The organism is Microthrixaceae bacterium, from assembly GCA_023957975.1.
Taxonomy (GTDB): domain Bacteria; phylum Actinomycetota; class Acidimicrobiia; order Acidimicrobiales; family Microtrichaceae; genus JAMLGM01.
The window spans coordinates 88,440-102,693 of record JAMLGM010000011.1; the positions used below are offsets into that span (position 1 = coordinate 88,440).

The following is a 14,254-nucleotide window of genomic DNA, read 5'->3' on the forward strand; positions in this document are numbered from 1 at the left end:
TCCGTGCCCCCTCCTCCAAATGCCCGTTCTCCGATAACCAGTGGTCGTGATCACGACCACTGGTTATCGGAGAACGGGTCGGCGGGGGGTGCGAACGGGTCGGCGGGGGGCTCGAACGGGTCGCTCACCTGGACCTTCGCCAAGCTGAAGTTCGTCCTGTTGCGGGCCTCGCTGCGGCGGCGACAAAGCGTGTGGAATCGCGTCGGCACGTTCGTCGCGCTCCTGGCGTCGCTGCTGGGGGCGATCGCCGGCTTCATCGCGACCGTGTCGTTGCGCGGTGGATGGTCGGCCGTCGCCGAGGAGCGGTTCCTCGTCATCGGCTGCTTTCTCGTCATCTTCGGCTGGTGGTTCGGCCCCGTCCTCAGCGGCGGCTCCGACGAAACGGTTGACCCGATGCGCCTCGCGTTGTTGCCCCTCACGCGTGCGCAGTTGCGGCGCGGTCAGATCGCCGCCGGGCTCGTTGGGCCGGCTCCGCTGATGGTGGTCGTGTGGGGGATCGGCCTGGTCATCGGCACCGCTGGCCCCTGGTGGACGGTGCCCTTTTCGATCCTCGCCGCGGTGGTCCTCGTTTTGACGGCGCTCATCGGCAGCCGCGCCATCGCTACATCGCTCGCGGTGCTGAACCGCACCCGCCGTGGCGGCGATCTTGCGACCTTCGTGGCGGTGCTCGGAGCGGCGATGTTGTTCGTCGCCGGGCAGGCGCTGCAGTTCATCTCCGACGAGCAACTCGACACGATGACCCGGATCGCGAGAGCGACACCCCTCGGCATGATCGGCGACGCCTTCCGGCTGCTCGGCGACGGCGACGTCGTGGGCGCGCTGTGGCGCATCGCCGCGCTCGGTGCCGTCGCCGCAGCAGCGGCGTGGTGCTGGAGTCGCCAACTCGACCGCCTGATGTCGGAATCGGATGTGCGCGGACGCCTCGAGGCCGCCGCCACGATCAGCGCATTGCCGATCTTCGACGGCTTCAGGTCTCGTCTGGCCCACACCCCGGCGGGAGCGGCCGTCGCCAGGGAGATCGTCTATCTCAAACGTTCGCCCGGCCGAAGGGCGTCCATGCTCACCTCGCTCATGTTGGGTTTCGCCTACGTGGCGATGCTCGCGGCGCGCGGCCAGATCCGCGATCCGATGATCGTGCTCGTCTCGCCGCTCGCCATGGTGTTCGCGCTGCAGTACGCCGCGAACCAGAACGGCGTCGACCCGGCCGCGTTCTGGATCGAGGTCGTGGCGGGACCTCAACAGATCGCCCGCTGGGCCGGACGGCAGGCGTTGGGGGCGGTGTCGATCCTGACGCCGGTACTCATCACCGGTGTTGTGCTGGCCGCGGTGTCGGGTGGGTGGCGACAGTTCGCGGTGATGGTCGCCACGATGATCGGAGCGACGTTCGCGCTCGTCGGGCTCGGGTCCGCCATGTCGCCGGCATTCGCCACGCCGGTGCCCGACAGCGGCAACCCGTTCGGCAACCGACAGGCCATGCAGGGCACGGGATGCGTGGCTGGCCTCGTCGGCATCATGTATCTGGTGGTCGGGGCGGCGATCGTGGCGCTGCCGGAGATCTCGCTGTGGTGGGCGGTCGACAACCGCCGGTGGGGCCTCGCCGCGCTCGTGTTCATCGGGGCGTTGGCGGCACAGCTCGGCGTGTGGTTCGCGTCGTCGCGCTTTGCCATCAGGTCGCTGGCGCGCAACGAGCTCGTCGTGCTCGAACGCCTCGACGCCCGCCTCAACGCCTGACCGCCCTCAGCCCCTCAGCCGCCCTCAGCCGCCCTCAGCCTGTTCTCCGATAACCAGTGGTCGTGATCACGACCACTGGTTATCGGAGAACTGGCGGGGGCGCGCGGGAACTGGCGGGGGCGCGCGGGAACTGGCGGGGGCGCGCGGGAACTGGCGGGGCTGGCGCGGTAGCGTCTCGACATGTCGCACCGGCGCTTTCGCTACTCGCCCTGGGACGGAACCCAAAGCGGTTTCGAACTTGACGCGCTCGACGTCATGGGGCAACTCACCGACGACCTGCTCTATCACGGTGACGTGAACGCGGGGCTGCGTCGCCTGCTGCAGGAGGGATTCGAAGACCGCAACGGCGACCACGTTCAGGGCCTGCGTGAGATGATGGAGCGCCTCCGGGAGGCCCGGCGCGAACGGCTCGAGAACAACAGCCTGGGCGGCGTGTTCGACGACATCGCCCGCGAGCTGCGCGAACTCGTCGACGACGAGCGTTCCAGCCTCGATCATCTCGCTCAGGAGGCGGCCGCATCCGGCGATGAACGGCGCGAGGCGCTCACGAACAACGACGTCGCCGAACGCAACATGCGCCTCGAAATGCTGCCGAACGACCTCGCCGGGCAGGTGAAGGACCTGCAGAACTACGACTTCACCTCCGAGTCCGCGCAGAACCGCTTCGACGAACTCGTCGATCGCCTGCGCGAGCAGCTCATGCAACAGACGCTCGATCAGATGTCCTCCGCCGTGCAGGACATGACCCCCGAGGACATGGCGCGCCTCAAGGACATGATGGCGGAGCTCAACAACATGCTCGCCCAGCGTGCGGCCGGCGAGGAGCCCGACTTCGACTCCTTCATGGAGCGCTACGGCGACTTCTTCCCGGAGAATCCGAGCACCCTCGACGAGTTGCTGGAGGTGATGGCCCAGCGCATGGCGGCGATGCAGGCGATGCTCAACTCGATGACCCCCGAGCAGCGCCAGCAGCTCATGGACCTGTCGAATCAGCTGCTCGAAGACATGGACCTGCGCTGGCAGATGGACCAGCTCTCGTCGAACCTGCAGCAGCTGTTCCCCGACGCCGGGTGGGGGCGCAGCTACGACTTCGACGGTGTCGACCCGCTCGATTTCCCCTCCGCGATGCAGATGATGAGCGACCTCGGCGATCTCGATCAGCTCGAGAACCTGCTCGGTCAGGCGATGTCGCCGGCCTCCCTCGGCGAGGTGGATCTCGACCGGGCCCGCGAGCTGCTCGGACACGACACCGCCGAGTCGATGCGCAAGATGAGCGAACTGTCCAAGATGCTCGCCGACTCGGGCATGGTGGACACCGTCGACGGACGCCTCGAGCTCACCCCCGAGGGCCTGCGACGCCTCGGCCGCAATGCGCTCGACGAGCTGTTTTCCAAACTCGGCGAGCACCTTGCGGGGGAGCACCAGATCCGGCGAACCGGCATTGGCCACGAGCGGACCTACGACACCAAGGCCTACGAATGGGGCGACCCGTTCAACCTGCACATCAACTCCACGATCGAAAATGCGGTGCGCCGCCGGGCATCCCAAGGGCTGATGGGCGGCCGGGTGCAGCTCACCCCCGACGACTTCGAGATCGAACAGACAGAACAGAGCGTCCGCACCGCCACCGTGTTGATGTTGGACCTGTCGATGTCGATGCCGATGCGCGGCAACTTCCTGCCGGCCAAGAAGGTGGCGATGGCGCTGCATGCGCTCATCTCCATGCAGTTTCCCCGCGACTTTCTCGGCCTCGTCAGCTTCAGTCGGCTCGCCCACGTCTTCCCGGCAAAGGACCTCCCGTCGGTCACCTGGGATTACGACTACGGCACCAACATGCAACACGGTTTGGCCCTGGCCAGACAGTTGTTGGCACGAGAACACGGCACCAAACAGATCATCATGATCACCGACGGCGAACCGACCGCCCATATCGATTCGTACGGGCGTTCGATCTTCGATTATCCACCGACCCGCGATTGCATCGATGCGACCCTGCTCGAGGTGTCGAGATGCACCCGTGAACACATCACGATCAATACCTTCATGATCGATGCGGACTCCGGATTGCAGCATTTCGTCGACCGGATGACCGAACTCAACCGGGGCCGCGCGTTCTTCACAACCCCCGAGAATCTGGGCGACTTCGTGCTTCACGACTTCCTCGATCAGCGCCGCCGCCTGTTGAACCGTCGCTGAGGGCGGCGGCGGATGAGGGGCGTGTGTGAACTTCTCGATGTCGGCCTTGCGATTCTTGACGACTCCGGTCAAGATGTTCCGGATAACAGGGATGTAATTACGTCACGGTGAGGACGGGAATGGCACAAGCGAAGAACACGGATGAAGGCAACGGTTGGCAACTGGCGGCCAACTGCCTTGGTGTTGACCCCGACCTCTTCTTCCCCGAACGCGGCGCATCGACCAAGGAAGCCAAGGCCGTGTGCCAAGGTTGTGAAGTGCGCGACGACTGCCTCGAATACGCACTCGTCAACGGTGAGAAGTTCGGTATCTGGGGTGGGCTGAGCGAGCGGGAACGGCGCCGGATCCGGCGTCAGCGTGCGTTGGCCCGGGCGGCGGAGGCATCGGCCGAAACCACCCGCACGGCAACCGCCTAGCAGCACCGCCTGACCGCCCGTGTCGGCCGCGGTTCAACCGAGCGTCGCGTCAATCCATCTGGTCGGCGTGACGATCGCGTCCACGGCCACGTCGTGGGGTTGGCTGGCGATGCCTGCCACCACCTGAAAATCGTGCACCGTGGCGACCAGGAGCGGCGACTCGCCGCTGCGCCCGGCGAAGGTGCGGTCGTACCAGCCGGCACCCATCCCAACGCGATTTCCCCGAAGATCGACCGCGACCGCTGGCACCACGACCACGTCGAGTTCGCCGCCGTCGAGGGTGAGCGCAGCCGGAATATCGGGTTCGTCGATGCCGTAACGATTGGTGCGCCACGGCGTATCCGGGCCGATCGAGGCGAACCGCAACCGACCGTCGCCGAGGACTGCGGCGGCCACCTCGGCCCCCCGGTTCCGCAGCGCTTCGATCGCCTGATCCAGGCGCACCTCGCCGTCGAAGGCCAGATACACGCCCACACGTCGGGCCTCGCTGACCCGCCGATCGCTCAGCAGTCGGACCGCGATCGCCTCCGCAGCGGAACGCTGCTCGGCGTCATCGAGTTCGCGGCGACGTCGGCGCATCGTCATTCGAAGATGCGTTGCGGTCGGTTGCGCGTCGCGTTCGGAGTTCGGCGAATCGGGGCTGGGCCAGGCCATGTGGAAGGTCTAACCCCTCATCGCCGCCAAGTCATAGTTCACACTCGAACGGGGCGATGTCGCACGACGGAACTTCGGGGGTAGGGTGAGGGCATGCCTCAGGGTTCCGAGTGGATTTTCATCATCATCGCCGTCGTCGTGTTGTTCGGCGGCTCCCAGATCCCCAAGCTTGCCCGCTCGCTCGGCGAAGCGAAGAAGGAGTTCAAGCAGGGCTTGGACGAGGGAGCCTCCGAGGAATCCGACGACAAGGCTGACAAGGCGTCGTCGTAATCCAACGCCGTTCGCCGGCGTCCCGATTGCCGCACGGCCCCGTTTGCCGCACGGCATGGTCGGGACGCCGTTGTCGCGCCCGGAGGGCCCAGCGGAGCGCCCCGGTGAGTCAGCGGTGCCGGGCTCAGCCGATGGTGACCGGCTGAGCCTTGGCGGCCTGGGCGCGGGCCCGGATGATGCGGCGTCGTTCACGTTCGGAGCATCCGCCCCACACGCCGTGATCGATGCGTTCGGAGATGGCGTACTCCAGGCACTCGGCAATGACCGGGCATCCCTGGCATGCCTTTCGGGCGATTTCGACGCCCACTCCATCGGACGGGAAGAACATCGCCGGGTCGCGATGCGAACAGTTGCCTTGGCTCATCCAGCTGGTATCGGAATAGTCGGTGCCGTACATGTAGCCTCCTTCTGCTTCGGCCTGGGGCCGGGGCAGATTGCGTGTCTCCAGCATGGAGGGTTGCCGAGCGCGATCGGCCGGTAGCTCTGAGATGCATCTCAGAATGGCGGGGTTCGCTGAGCGTCGTCACAGTGCGCAGCGGTTCTCGTCCGCCACCGCGGTGTGGGTCGGGCAAACTGGAGCGTCCAAGGAGGAGCCAGGTGACGTCCGAGCACAACCCTTCCCCACTCGATCCTGCCAACGTCGATGCTGCCTCGCCCGTGGGCGTGCCGTCGGTAGCGGTGCCGTCGGTAGCGGTGCCGTCGGTGGCCGTGCCGTCGGTAGCCGTGCCACAGCCAGCCGTCGCCGCGCCGCAGCCGTACGCATCGCAGCCGGCCACGCCTCCAGCCAGCGGGCCACCGCCAGCCGCTCCACTGGGTGCAGAATCACCGCGGTATGCGCCACCCGGCGTTCACCCACCGGGGTCTCCGACGCCCACGCCCGCGCCGACGCACGATCGCGACAAACGATCCGCGTTCGATGGAGCGCCGCCGCTGTATCTCACCGGAACCAACGGACCGGCGGCCCCCCTGCATGTGTCGCCACGGCCGATGCCGTCGGCACCAGAAACCAGGCCGGGCAAGGGTCGCAACTGGTGGGGTGCGCTCGTGCTCGGTGCGCTGATCGGAGCGATCGTGGCATCGATCGTGTCCGGAGCGATCTACACGGCGTCGGTGCGCACCTCCGACTCGGCGACGTCGGGGTCCACGTCGAACCCGGGCGGCAACACGTCGCTGGATCGCGCCCCGACCCCGACCATCGTCGGCGAGCCGCTCGACATCGGGAGCATTCTCGACAAGGCGCGGCCGTCGATCGTGTCGATTCGGATCGAGTCCTCGAGCGTCGAGGCCAGCGGATCGGGTATCGTCATCGACGATGCCGGAACCGTGTTGACCAATGCGCACGTGATCTCCGGAACCGACGGGTTGTCGAGCGCGATCACCGTGCAGTTCCACGACGGGGCGTCGGTGCCGGCCCAGCTCGTGGGCAGTTTCCCCGATCAGGACGTCGCCATCGTCCGCACGGTCGAACCCCATCAGTCGACGCCGGCGGAACTCGGATCGTCCGAGGCGCTGACGGTGGGTGAGGACGTCATCGCCATCGGTAACGCGTTGAACCTCGGCGCGCAGCCGAGCGTGACGCGCGGCATCGTTTCGGCACTCAACCGCACGCTGGCCGCCGAAAACGTCGTCCTTGAGAACCTCATCCAAACCGACGCGGCCATCAACCCCGGAAACTCGGGCGGCGCGCTCGTGAACAGCTACGGTCAGGTCGTCGGGGTGAACACGGCGATCATCAACAACTCTCAGAGCCTGGGCTTCGCGTTGTCGATCGATTCGGTGAAGCCGTTGATCGAGGAAATCCTCGCCGGGCGCGGCGATGTCGACGGCGACAGCCCGTTTCTCGGCGTCACGACTCTCGATGTCCAGAGCCAGCAGTCAGACGTGTTGGCTCGTTACGGCGTGGTCACCGACCATGGCGCGTTCGTGACGTCGGTAACCGCGGGAACTGCGGCCGCGAACGCCGGGATGCAACCCGGTGACGTCATCGTCAGGGTCGACGGTCAACAGGTCGAGTCCAACATCGACGTCGGGACGATCATTCGTGGATTCGACGCCGGGGACTCGGTCGAGATCGTCGTGGAGCGTCGAGGCCGGGAGATGACCCTCAACGCGACACTGGGCCGCCGCGGCGGGTGATCGACAGTCGGTAAGCTGTGGGCGCCCGCGGCAGTCCGCTGGCGCCCGTCGAACCAGGAGACACCGATGTCTGACTACGCACCAGAGTCCACCGAGCCGCCGACGGCGGCAGTGACCGTGGTGTATCTGGGTCCGGTCGCACCCCATTGGGACGTGCGATCAGACTTCGGCGACCGCGCCGTGGTGGACGAGTTCTTCCGTCGGCTGAACGCCCGGCTGATGCTGGTGCCGCCACACGACCCGCAGTTTCGCCGCAACCGCGAGCGAGTCATCCGCGATGCGGAGCGCGAGAACATCCTGCTGACCTGGGATCCGCCGGAGCTCGGCGAGCCGTTCCCACCCCGCGACCGCGACCGTGACGACCGCGATCGCGACCGCCGACGTCGCGACTGAAACCCGCTACGCCCGGTCCTTTGGCGGGCGACGGCGCGCGTCGGCGATGAGTTGGCGGTCCACCTCGTAGGTGAGCAGCGCCAGGTCGTCGTCGAGCCACACCAACTCGGTGGCCTCGTCGTTGGCTCGGAACTCACCGTCGAGCACCGACATCAGGAAGTACCTGACCCGTTTGTCGCGCCCCTTGCCGTCGACATAGCGCACCTCCGGTCCCGTCGAGTCGATGCGGCAGCGCAGCCCGGTCTCTTCGAAAACCTCGCGGAGTGCGCCCGCCTCGGCGTCCTCGCCGGGATCGAGATGCCCTTTGGGCAACGACCAGTCGTTTCGGTGTGGTCGGTAGATCGCGGCGACACGGCCGGCGTCGTCGATGATGACACCGCCCGCAGCCTCCAACACCCCATCGGGTCCGTATTGCTTGGCCATAACGCCCAGCGACGTTATCGAGCTTGACTGACCCACGTTCTCGAAAGCTCGGTCAGTTGCACGTGGGCATCGACGCCGACGCTCGTGGGGACCTTCGCCCAGGTGTCGTCGCGCAGCTCCCAGGCCAGCATGTCGTCGGCCAGCTCGATGTCGAGCACCGAGTCGATACGGTCGACCAACGCCGGGTTCGTGACGCCGATCAGCGCCTCGACCCGTCCGTCCAGGTTGCGGGGCATCAGGTCGGCCGAACCGAGATACAGCGCCGCCTCGCCGGGGCCGGTGCCGTTCGCGAAGCGGTAGATCCGCGAGTGCTCGAGGAACCGGCCCACGATGCTTCGCACCCGGATGTTGTCCGACATCCCCGGCACCTGAGGGCGCAGGCAGCAGATGCCACGCACGATCAGGTCGATCTGGACCCCATCGGCCGAGGCTGCGTACAACTCGTCGATCATCTCGGGGTCGACGAGGCTGTTCATCTTCATGACGATGCGCCCCGCTCCGGCCTCGGTGGTGCCGATCGGTGCCGGGCGCTCGTTGCGAATGAGCGACACGATTCGACTGCGCAGTTCGTCGGGAGCCACGAGCAGGCGCCGGTAGTCGACCGAACGGCTGTATCCGGTCAGGTAGTTGAACAGGTTCTGCACGTCGTCGGCGACGTCGTGGGACGCGGTGAACAACCCGAAATCCTCGTAAATCCTGGCGGTTCGGGAGTTGTAGTTGCCGGTGCCGACATGGCAGTAGACCCGCACCCGGTCGGGTTCGTCGCGGGCGACCATCGTGATCTTGGTGTGAGTCTTGAGCCCGACGAGCCCATACACGACATGCACCCCGGCGCGTTCGAGGCGACGCGCCCAGGCGATGTTGTTCTCCTCGTCGAAACGGGCCTTCAACTCGACCAGGGCCACCACCTGCTTGCCCGCCTCGGCGGCGCGGACGAGCGACGCGACGATCGCCGAGTCGCCGGAGGTGCGATACAGGGTCACCTTGATGGCCAGCACCTGACGGTCGATGGCCGCCTGGCGGATGAACTCCTCGACCGAACTCGAGAAGTTCTCGTAGGGGTGGTGCACCAACACGTCGCCACGGCGCAAGATGGCGAACACGTCGTTGTCGAGGCCCGGGCTGCCCGCCAGAGCACGCGAATCGACGGTCGGGACGTGGGGGAATTTCAGTTCCGGTCGATCGAGCCCGGCCACCACCCAGAGCCCCGACAGATCGAGCGGCACGGCGTGGCGATGCACGTCGCTCACCTCGAGCTCGCGCTGCAGCAACGACACCATCTCATCCGACATCGAGGTGGGAACCTCGAGTCGAACCGCGTCGCCGAAACGCCGGCGACGGATCTCCATCTCGACGAGCTCCAACAGATCGTCCGCGTCCTCTTCGGACAGGTCGAGGTCGGCGTTTCGGGTCACCCGGAAGGTCTGGTACTCCTCGATCTTCATGCCGATGAACAGGCGGTCGAGGTGGGCGGAAACGAGCTCCTCGATCGGCAACAGCCGGTTCTCGTCGAGCGTGGGGATGTAGCGGGGCAGCGCTGGCGGGATCTTGAGGCGGGCGAATCGCTCCTCGGAGTCGTCGGGGTCGACGACGCGCAGGGCCAGGTTGAGCGACAGGTTGGAGATCTCGGGAAAGGGGTGGGCCGGATCGACCGCGAGGGGGGTGAGGATCGGAAGAATTCGGTCGTCGAACACCTGGCGCAGATGGCGGCGGTTGTCGACGTCGAGCTGATCCCACGTGCAAAAGCTGATGCCCTCGGCGTTCAGCGCGGGCAGCAATCCGTGGACGAAGACCTCGTCGGCGCGGGCGACGAGTTCCTCGACCCGATCGGAGATCTCGGCGAGCTGCTGGGCGGGGGTCATCCCGTCGGGGGTCGGCTCGACGATGCCGGCTTCGACCTGGTCGAGCAGGCCGGCGACACGCACCTGGTAGAACTCGTCGAGGTTCTGGCCGAAGATGGCGAGAAACTTTGCCCGTTCAAGCACCGGAACCGCGGGGTCGGTGGCCAGCGCCAGCACCCGGGCATCGAAGTCGAGCCAGCTGAGTTCCCGGTTGTTGAAACGCGTCGTCGTCACCGCACCCACGGTACCGACGCGCCGCCTCGATGCCTACGGCGCGAGGTCCCGAAGTTGCAGATTTTGTGGACCGTTCACCTGCTGTTCACCTCCGGGGCGGCGAAGGTACACATAGCGGCCGTAACGTACCCATCGTCCCACCGGACACCGGCTGCGGCCGAGCCCGCCACGGTGTGCCGGATGAGTGTGCCCGGATGGGTGTGCCAGATGAGTTTGACCCCCGACCAAGGACCGAGTCTGATGACGATGAACGACAATGGCGGCGCCACGGTGCGAACCGCACGCGGCGCCGTTCGCAGCGGCCCGGTGGAAACGCCTGCCGGGGCTGAGGAGATTCCCGACATCGTGACCGAAGCCGTCTTCGAAACCAAAAACCTGTCCGTGTTGTACTCCGGGTTCCGTGCGGTGCGCGACGTCAACATGACGATTCGCCGCGGCGAGATCACCGCCTTCATCGGCTCGTCGGGGTGCGGCAAGTCGACGGTGCTGCGGTGCCTCAACCGGATGAACGATCTCGTCGAGGGTGCGAGCGTCGAAGGGCAGGTGCTGTACCGGGGAGTCGATCTTTACGACCCCGAGGTCAGCCCGGTCGAGGTGCGACGCCGTATCGGCATGGTGTTCCAGAAGCCCAACCCGTTCCCGAAGTCGATCTGGGACAACATCGCCTACGGCCCCCGGATCGCCGGGGTCAAAAAGAAGCAGGACCTCGACGATGTCGTCGAGAAGTCGCTGCGTCGGGCGGCGTTGTGGGACGAGGTCAAGGACCGCCTGAACACCTCGGCGATGGGCATGTCGGGCGGGCAACAGCAGCGCTTGTGCATCGCCCGGGCGATCGCTTCGGAGCCCGAGGTGCTGCTGATGGACGAGCCGTGTTCGGCGCTCGACCCGATCGCCACCAACCGCGTCGAGGATCTCATGCGCGAATTGCGCGACGATTACACCATCGTGATCGTGACCCACAACATGCAACAGGCTGCCCGTGTGTCCGACACGACCGCGTTCTTCGGGGTTGAGGTGAGCGCCGAAGGCGACCGCCGTACCGGACTTCTCGTCGAGTTCGACGAGACCGAACGGATCTTTTCCAGCCCGGCCGACGAACGAACCGAGAACTACATCACCGGCCGAGTGGGGTGACCATGGACGACACCGATCTGCGAATCGAATTTCACGAGTCGCTCGACGAACTGCGCGACGACATCATCCGCCTGGGTGCGATGACCGTCGAAATGATCGGCAAGGGCACCGCGGCGATGCTCGACCAGGACCTGCACGCCGCCCAGCAGATCATCGACGCCGACGACGCGATCGACATGTTGGAAATCACGATCGAGGAATCGTGCTACCGGATGCTGGCCCTCCAACAGCCGATGGCCCGAGACCTGCGTTTCATCATCTGTTGTCTGCGGCTCGCCAACGAACTCGAGCGGTCGGCCGACCTCATGGTCAACGTGTGCAAGGCGTCGCGGCGCATGTACGACGTGACGATGTCACCGCAGGTGCGCAGCTACATCGAGGACATGAGCATCGAGGCGGCGTCGCTGACCCGAAAGGCGATCGACGCGTTCGTCGAGAGCGACGCGGCGAAGGCGAACGCGCTCGACGACATCGACGACCGGCTCGACCTGTTGCAGGTCGAGTACATGAACGCCATCATCAACTCCCACGACACCGGCGCTCACGGGTTGAGCTCGGCGGTTCAGCTCGCGCTCATCGGCCGTTACTACGAACGCATCGGCGATCACGCGGTGAACATGGGCGAGCGGGTTGCGTTCATGGTGAGCGGTTGGCTTCCGGAACATGCGGCGATCGCCCGCATGGAGCTGAAGACCCGCCGCGAACCGGCGGCCGGCTGAGTTCTCGGAGTCGGCCGGATCCCCGGATCCGATCAGCATGGTCATCGTCCTCATCGTCTCGGTCGTAGTGCTCGTCGCTGCCGTCGTCGCGCTCATCGCGATCGTTCTGGGCCAGCGCAGTGAGCTGTCCGCCCTGCGTGCGAATGTCGTCGAACCCGGGGTCGATGACGTCGACACCTCGACTGAACTCGCCCGACTGGTCGCGGCGCTCGAGGCGGTCGAACTCGGTGTGGTCGTCGTCGACCCCAGCGGGGAGGTGGCCTTTGAGAACGGCGTCGCAAGTCGACTCATGACGTCGAGCGACTCGCGTGCGATCGTGCGTCAGGCGACGATCGAGCTCATCTCCGAGGCGGCCACCGGGCGCAGCGGTCGACGTGAGGTCGATCTGTTCGGCCCTCCGAAGGCGACCTATCTCGTCGTCGCATCCCCGCTGGTCGTGTCGTCGGAAGCTCCACAACAGGGCGTGGTCGTCGTCATCGAGGACATCTCCGAACGCCGACGTACCGAACAGGTTCGCCGTGACTTCGTGACGAACATCTCCCACGAGCTCAAGACCCCGGTGGGGGCACTCGGCCTGCTCGCCGAGACCGTCGATGCCGAGACCGACCCGGCGACCGTCGCTCGTTTCACCAAGCGCATCGTCGAGGAAGTGCATCGCCTCGCCGCGACGATCGACGACCTGTTGGAGCTGTCGCGGATCGAGTTCGCCGACGACCTCGAACTCACCGAGCAGGTGCTGGGGCCGATCGTGGCCGAGGCAGCTGCTCGACTCGACTCCGCGGCGGCGGCACGCGAGATCGAACTCAAGGTCATCGGCGACCCCGACCGGTCGGTGTTCGCCGACCAGCGTCAACTCACCAGCGCGCTGTCCAACCTGATCGAGAACGCCATCAAGTACGGCGCCGACGCATCGGTGGTGACGATCGACATGGGCCCGCCGACCGGAGGTCGCGACGGGGCCGGAGGAGGACGAGACGACGCGGATGGACACGGCGCTGATGGCGACGTCACGGTGATCAGCGTGAGCGACCGCGGCGACGGCATTCCCACCCGCGACCTCGATCGAATCTTCGAACGGTTCTACCGGGTCGACCGTGCGCGAAGCCGCGTCACCGGCGGAACCGGCCTCGGGCTGGCGATCGTGCGCCACATCGTGAACAACCACGGCGGGTCGGTGACCGTCACTTCGAAGGAGGGGCAGGGTTCGACGTTCACCGTGAAGATTCCTGCCCGGAACCCAGCCCTATCGGCGACGCCGCGGCCGACCGAAAGCCGACCGACATGACCGGAGAACACAACGTGACCACTACCGCCACCGGCGACCGACTCGTCATCCTGGTCGTTGAGGATGAGGAGTCCTATGTCGACGCGCTCGAGTTGGGGCTGCGCCGCGAGGGTTTTGAGGTCGAGGTGGCCCGGACCGGGTCCGAGGCGCTTGCACGATTTGCTGAAGTCGCGCCCGACCTGGTGTTGCTCGACGTCATGTTGCCGGGGATCTCCGGGATCGACGTGTGCCGAGAGATCCGCGCAACGTCACAGGTGCCGATCATCATGGTGACCGCCAAGGCCGCAGAGATCGACACCGTGGTAGGCCTCGAGGTGGGGGCTGACGACTACGTCACCAAGCCGTACCGGTTGCGCGAGCTGGTCGCCCGGATCCGGGCCGTCCTTCGCCGTCGGGTCGATGCCACCCCAGCCGAATCCCACGACGAGATCGTCGCCGTCGGCGACCTGGTGATCAACGTCGACAGCCGGGAGGTGCGCCGCAACGGTGAGTTGCTGGCGCTGCCGCTCAAGGAATTCGAGCTGTTGTTGTTACTGATGGAGAACTCACCGCGGGTGTTGACCCGCGGCACCATCATCGATCGCGTGTGGGGCTACGACTATGTCGGAGATACCAAGACCCTCGACGTTCACGTGAAGCGACTGCGGGCCAAGATCGAGGACAATCCGGCGGCGCCGCAACGACTGTTGACGGTGCGCGGCGTCGGTTACAAGTACAACTCGGTCTGAGCCAACGCGATGGGGCTCGGGTCCCACGAAAAAGCCGTCGGGGGGGGGGCGGCGGGGGTCCCCCCCCCCGGGCCACCACCCCGCGCGGGCCGTA

General features: G+C 66.2%; 14 protein-coding genes. 10 read left to right on the plus strand and 4 right to left on the minus strand.

What is annotated here, in order from left to right; all coding sequences use genetic code 11:
• Nucleotides 1-3: 3 nt before the first annotated feature.
• The 3 genes from M9952_14830 (at nucleotide 4) to M9952_14840 (ending at nucleotide 4,343) form a co-directional block, all read left to right on the plus strand.
• Nucleotides 4-1,731 (plus strand): hypothetical protein, encoded by a 1,728-nt coding sequence (locus tag M9952_14830; GenBank protein MCO5314196.1) that lies wholly within the window; start codon nucleotides 4-6, stop codon nucleotides 1,729-1,731.
• A gap of 180 nt (nucleotides 1,732-1,911) precedes the next feature.
• The gene (locus tag M9952_14835; GenBank protein MCO5314197.1) at nucleotides 1,912-3,927 is read left to right on the plus strand and encodes a VWA domain-containing protein; all 2,016 of its coding nucleotides are present in this window, start codon (nucleotides 1,912-1,914) and stop codon (nucleotides 3,925-3,927) included.
• Nucleotides 3,928-4,046: 119 nt separating this feature from the next.
• Nucleotides 4,047-4,343, plus strand: coding sequence for a WhiB family transcriptional regulator (locus M9952_14840; GenBank protein MCO5314198.1), 297 nt, complete (start codon nucleotides 4,047-4,049; stop codon nucleotides 4,341-4,343).
• Nucleotides 4,344-4,376: 33 nt separating this feature from the next.
• Here M9952_14840 and M9952_14845 read toward each other — a convergent pair whose 3' ends face one another.
• Nucleotides 4,377-4,997, minus strand: a complete 621-nt coding sequence (locus M9952_14845; GenBank protein ID MCO5314199.1) for a 5-formyltetrahydrofolate cyclo-ligase — start codon at nucleotides 4,995-4,997, stop codon at nucleotides 4,377-4,379.
• Nucleotides 4,998-5,090: 93 nt separating this feature from the next.
• Here M9952_14845 and M9952_14850 point away from each other — a divergent pair, with 93 nt between their 5' ends.
• Complete coding sequence (locus M9952_14850) at nucleotides 5,091-5,267, plus strand: twin-arginine translocase TatA/TatE family subunit (protein MCO5314200.1); 177 nt, start codon at nucleotides 5,091-5,093, stop codon at nucleotides 5,265-5,267.
• Between the two features lie 124 nt (nucleotides 5,268-5,391).
• Here the strand turns inward: M9952_14850 and M9952_14855 are convergent, their stop codons facing one another.
• Nucleotides 5,392-5,664 carry a WhiB family transcriptional regulator gene (locus M9952_14855; GenBank protein MCO5314201.1) on the minus strand — a complete coding sequence of 91 codons (273 nt, stop codon included), beginning with the start codon at nucleotides 5,662-5,664 and terminating at the stop codon, nucleotides 5,392-5,394.
• Nucleotides 5,665-6,254: 590 nt separating this feature from the next.
• On the opposite strand from M9952_14855, the gene M9952_14860 reads away from it, so the two are divergent.
• Entirely contained in the window at nucleotides 6,255-7,403 is a 1,149-nt protein-coding gene (locus M9952_14860) for a trypsin-like peptidase domain-containing protein (GenBank protein MCO5314202.1), read from the plus strand.
• 66 nt (nucleotides 7,404-7,469) lie between these two features.
• The gene (locus tag M9952_14865; GenBank protein ID MCO5314203.1) at nucleotides 7,470-7,796 is read left to right on the plus strand and encodes a hypothetical protein; all 327 of its coding nucleotides are present in this window, start codon (nucleotides 7,470-7,472) and stop codon (nucleotides 7,794-7,796) included.
• Between the two features lie 6 nt (nucleotides 7,797-7,802).
• On the opposite strand, the gene M9952_14870 is transcribed toward M9952_14865, so the two are convergent.
• Both M9952_14870 and ppk1 read right to left on the minus strand, forming a co-directional pair.
• Nucleotides 7,803-8,219 (minus strand): NUDIX hydrolase, encoded by a 417-nt coding sequence (locus M9952_14870; GenBank protein MCO5314204.1) that lies wholly within the window; start codon nucleotides 8,217-8,219, stop codon nucleotides 7,803-7,805.
• Nucleotides 8,220-8,233: 14 nt separating this feature from the next.
• Entirely contained in the window at nucleotides 8,234-10,294 is a 2,061-nt protein-coding gene (gene ppk1 / locus M9952_14875) for a polyphosphate kinase 1 (GenBank protein MCO5314205.1), read from the minus strand.
• 240 nt (nucleotides 10,295-10,534) lie between these two features.
• Here ppk1 and pstB point away from each other — a divergent pair, with 240 nt between their 5' ends.
• From pstB to M9952_14895, 4 genes are read left to right on the plus strand one after another with little or no spacing between them, the layout of a single operon-like run.
• A complete protein-coding gene (gene pstB, locus M9952_14880) occupies nucleotides 10,535-11,428 on the plus strand; it encodes a phosphate ABC transporter ATP-binding protein PstB (GenBank protein MCO5314206.1) in 894 nt (297 codons plus the stop codon).
• Nucleotides 11,429-11,430: 2 nt separating this feature from the next.
• The gene (gene phoU, locus M9952_14885) at nucleotides 11,431-12,147 is read left to right on the plus strand and encodes a phosphate signaling complex protein PhoU (protein ID MCO5314207.1); all 717 of its coding nucleotides are present in this window, start codon (nucleotides 11,431-11,433) and stop codon (nucleotides 12,145-12,147) included.
• A gap of 37 nt (nucleotides 12,148-12,184) precedes the next feature.
• Nucleotides 12,185-13,432: an ATP-binding protein gene (locus M9952_14890; protein ID MCO5314208.1), complete on the plus strand. Its 1,248-nt coding sequence runs from the start codon at nucleotides 12,185-12,187 to the stop codon at nucleotides 13,430-13,432.
• A complete protein-coding gene (locus M9952_14895) occupies nucleotides 13,429-14,160 on the plus strand; it encodes a response regulator transcription factor (GenBank protein MCO5314209.1) in 732 nt (243 codons plus the stop codon). The genes M9952_14890 and M9952_14895 overlap by 4 nt, the downstream gene beginning before the upstream one ends.
• The last annotated feature ends 94 nt before the right edge of the window (nucleotides 14,161-14,254 follow it).

What these genes read in the sequence shown, in the direction of transcription:
- M9952_14865 (MCO5314203.1), top strand. Translation starts at nt 7,470, where the DNA reads ATGTCTGACTACGCACCAGAGTCCACCGAGCCGCCGACGGCGGCAGTG.
- M9952_14860 (MCO5314202.1), top strand. Translation starts at nt 6,255, where the DNA reads ATGCCGTCGGCACCAGAAACCAGGCCGGGCAAGGGTCGCAACTGGTGG.
- M9952_14835 (MCO5314197.1), top strand. Translation starts at nt 1,912, where the DNA reads ATGTCGCACCGGCGCTTTCGCTACTCGCCCTGGGACGGAACCCAAAGC.
- M9952_14845 (MCO5314199.1), bottom strand. Translation starts at nt 4,997, where the DNA reads ATGGCCTGGCCCAGCCCCGATTCGCCGAACTCCGAACGCGACGCGCAA.
- M9952_14840 (MCO5314198.1), top strand. Translation starts at nt 4,047, where the DNA reads ATGGCACAAGCGAAGAACACGGATGAAGGCAACGGTTGGCAACTGGCG.
- M9952_14870 (MCO5314204.1), bottom strand. Translation starts at nt 8,219, where the DNA reads ATGGCCAAGCAATACGGACCCGATGGGGTGTTGGAGGCTGCGGGCGGT.
- phoU (MCO5314207.1), top strand. Translation starts at nt 11,431, where the DNA reads ATGGACGACACCGATCTGCGAATCGAATTTCACGAGTCGCTCGACGAA.
- M9952_14855 (MCO5314201.1), bottom strand. Translation starts at nt 5,664, where the DNA reads ATGTACGGCACCGACTATTCCGATACCAGCTGGATGAGCCAAGGCAAC.
- pstB (MCO5314206.1), top strand. Translation starts at nt 10,535, where the DNA reads ATGACGATGAACGACAATGGCGGCGCCACGGTGCGAACCGCACGCGGC.
- M9952_14890 (MCO5314208.1), top strand. Translation starts at nt 12,185, where the DNA reads ATGGTCATCGTCCTCATCGTCTCGGTCGTAGTGCTCGTCGCTGCCGTC.
- M9952_14850 (MCO5314200.1), top strand. Translation starts at nt 5,091, where the DNA reads ATGCCTCAGGGTTCCGAGTGGATTTTCATCATCATCGCCGTCGTCGTG.
- M9952_14895 (MCO5314209.1), top strand. Translation starts at nt 13,429, where the DNA reads ATGACCGGAGAACACAACGTGACCACTACCGCCACCGGCGACCGACTC.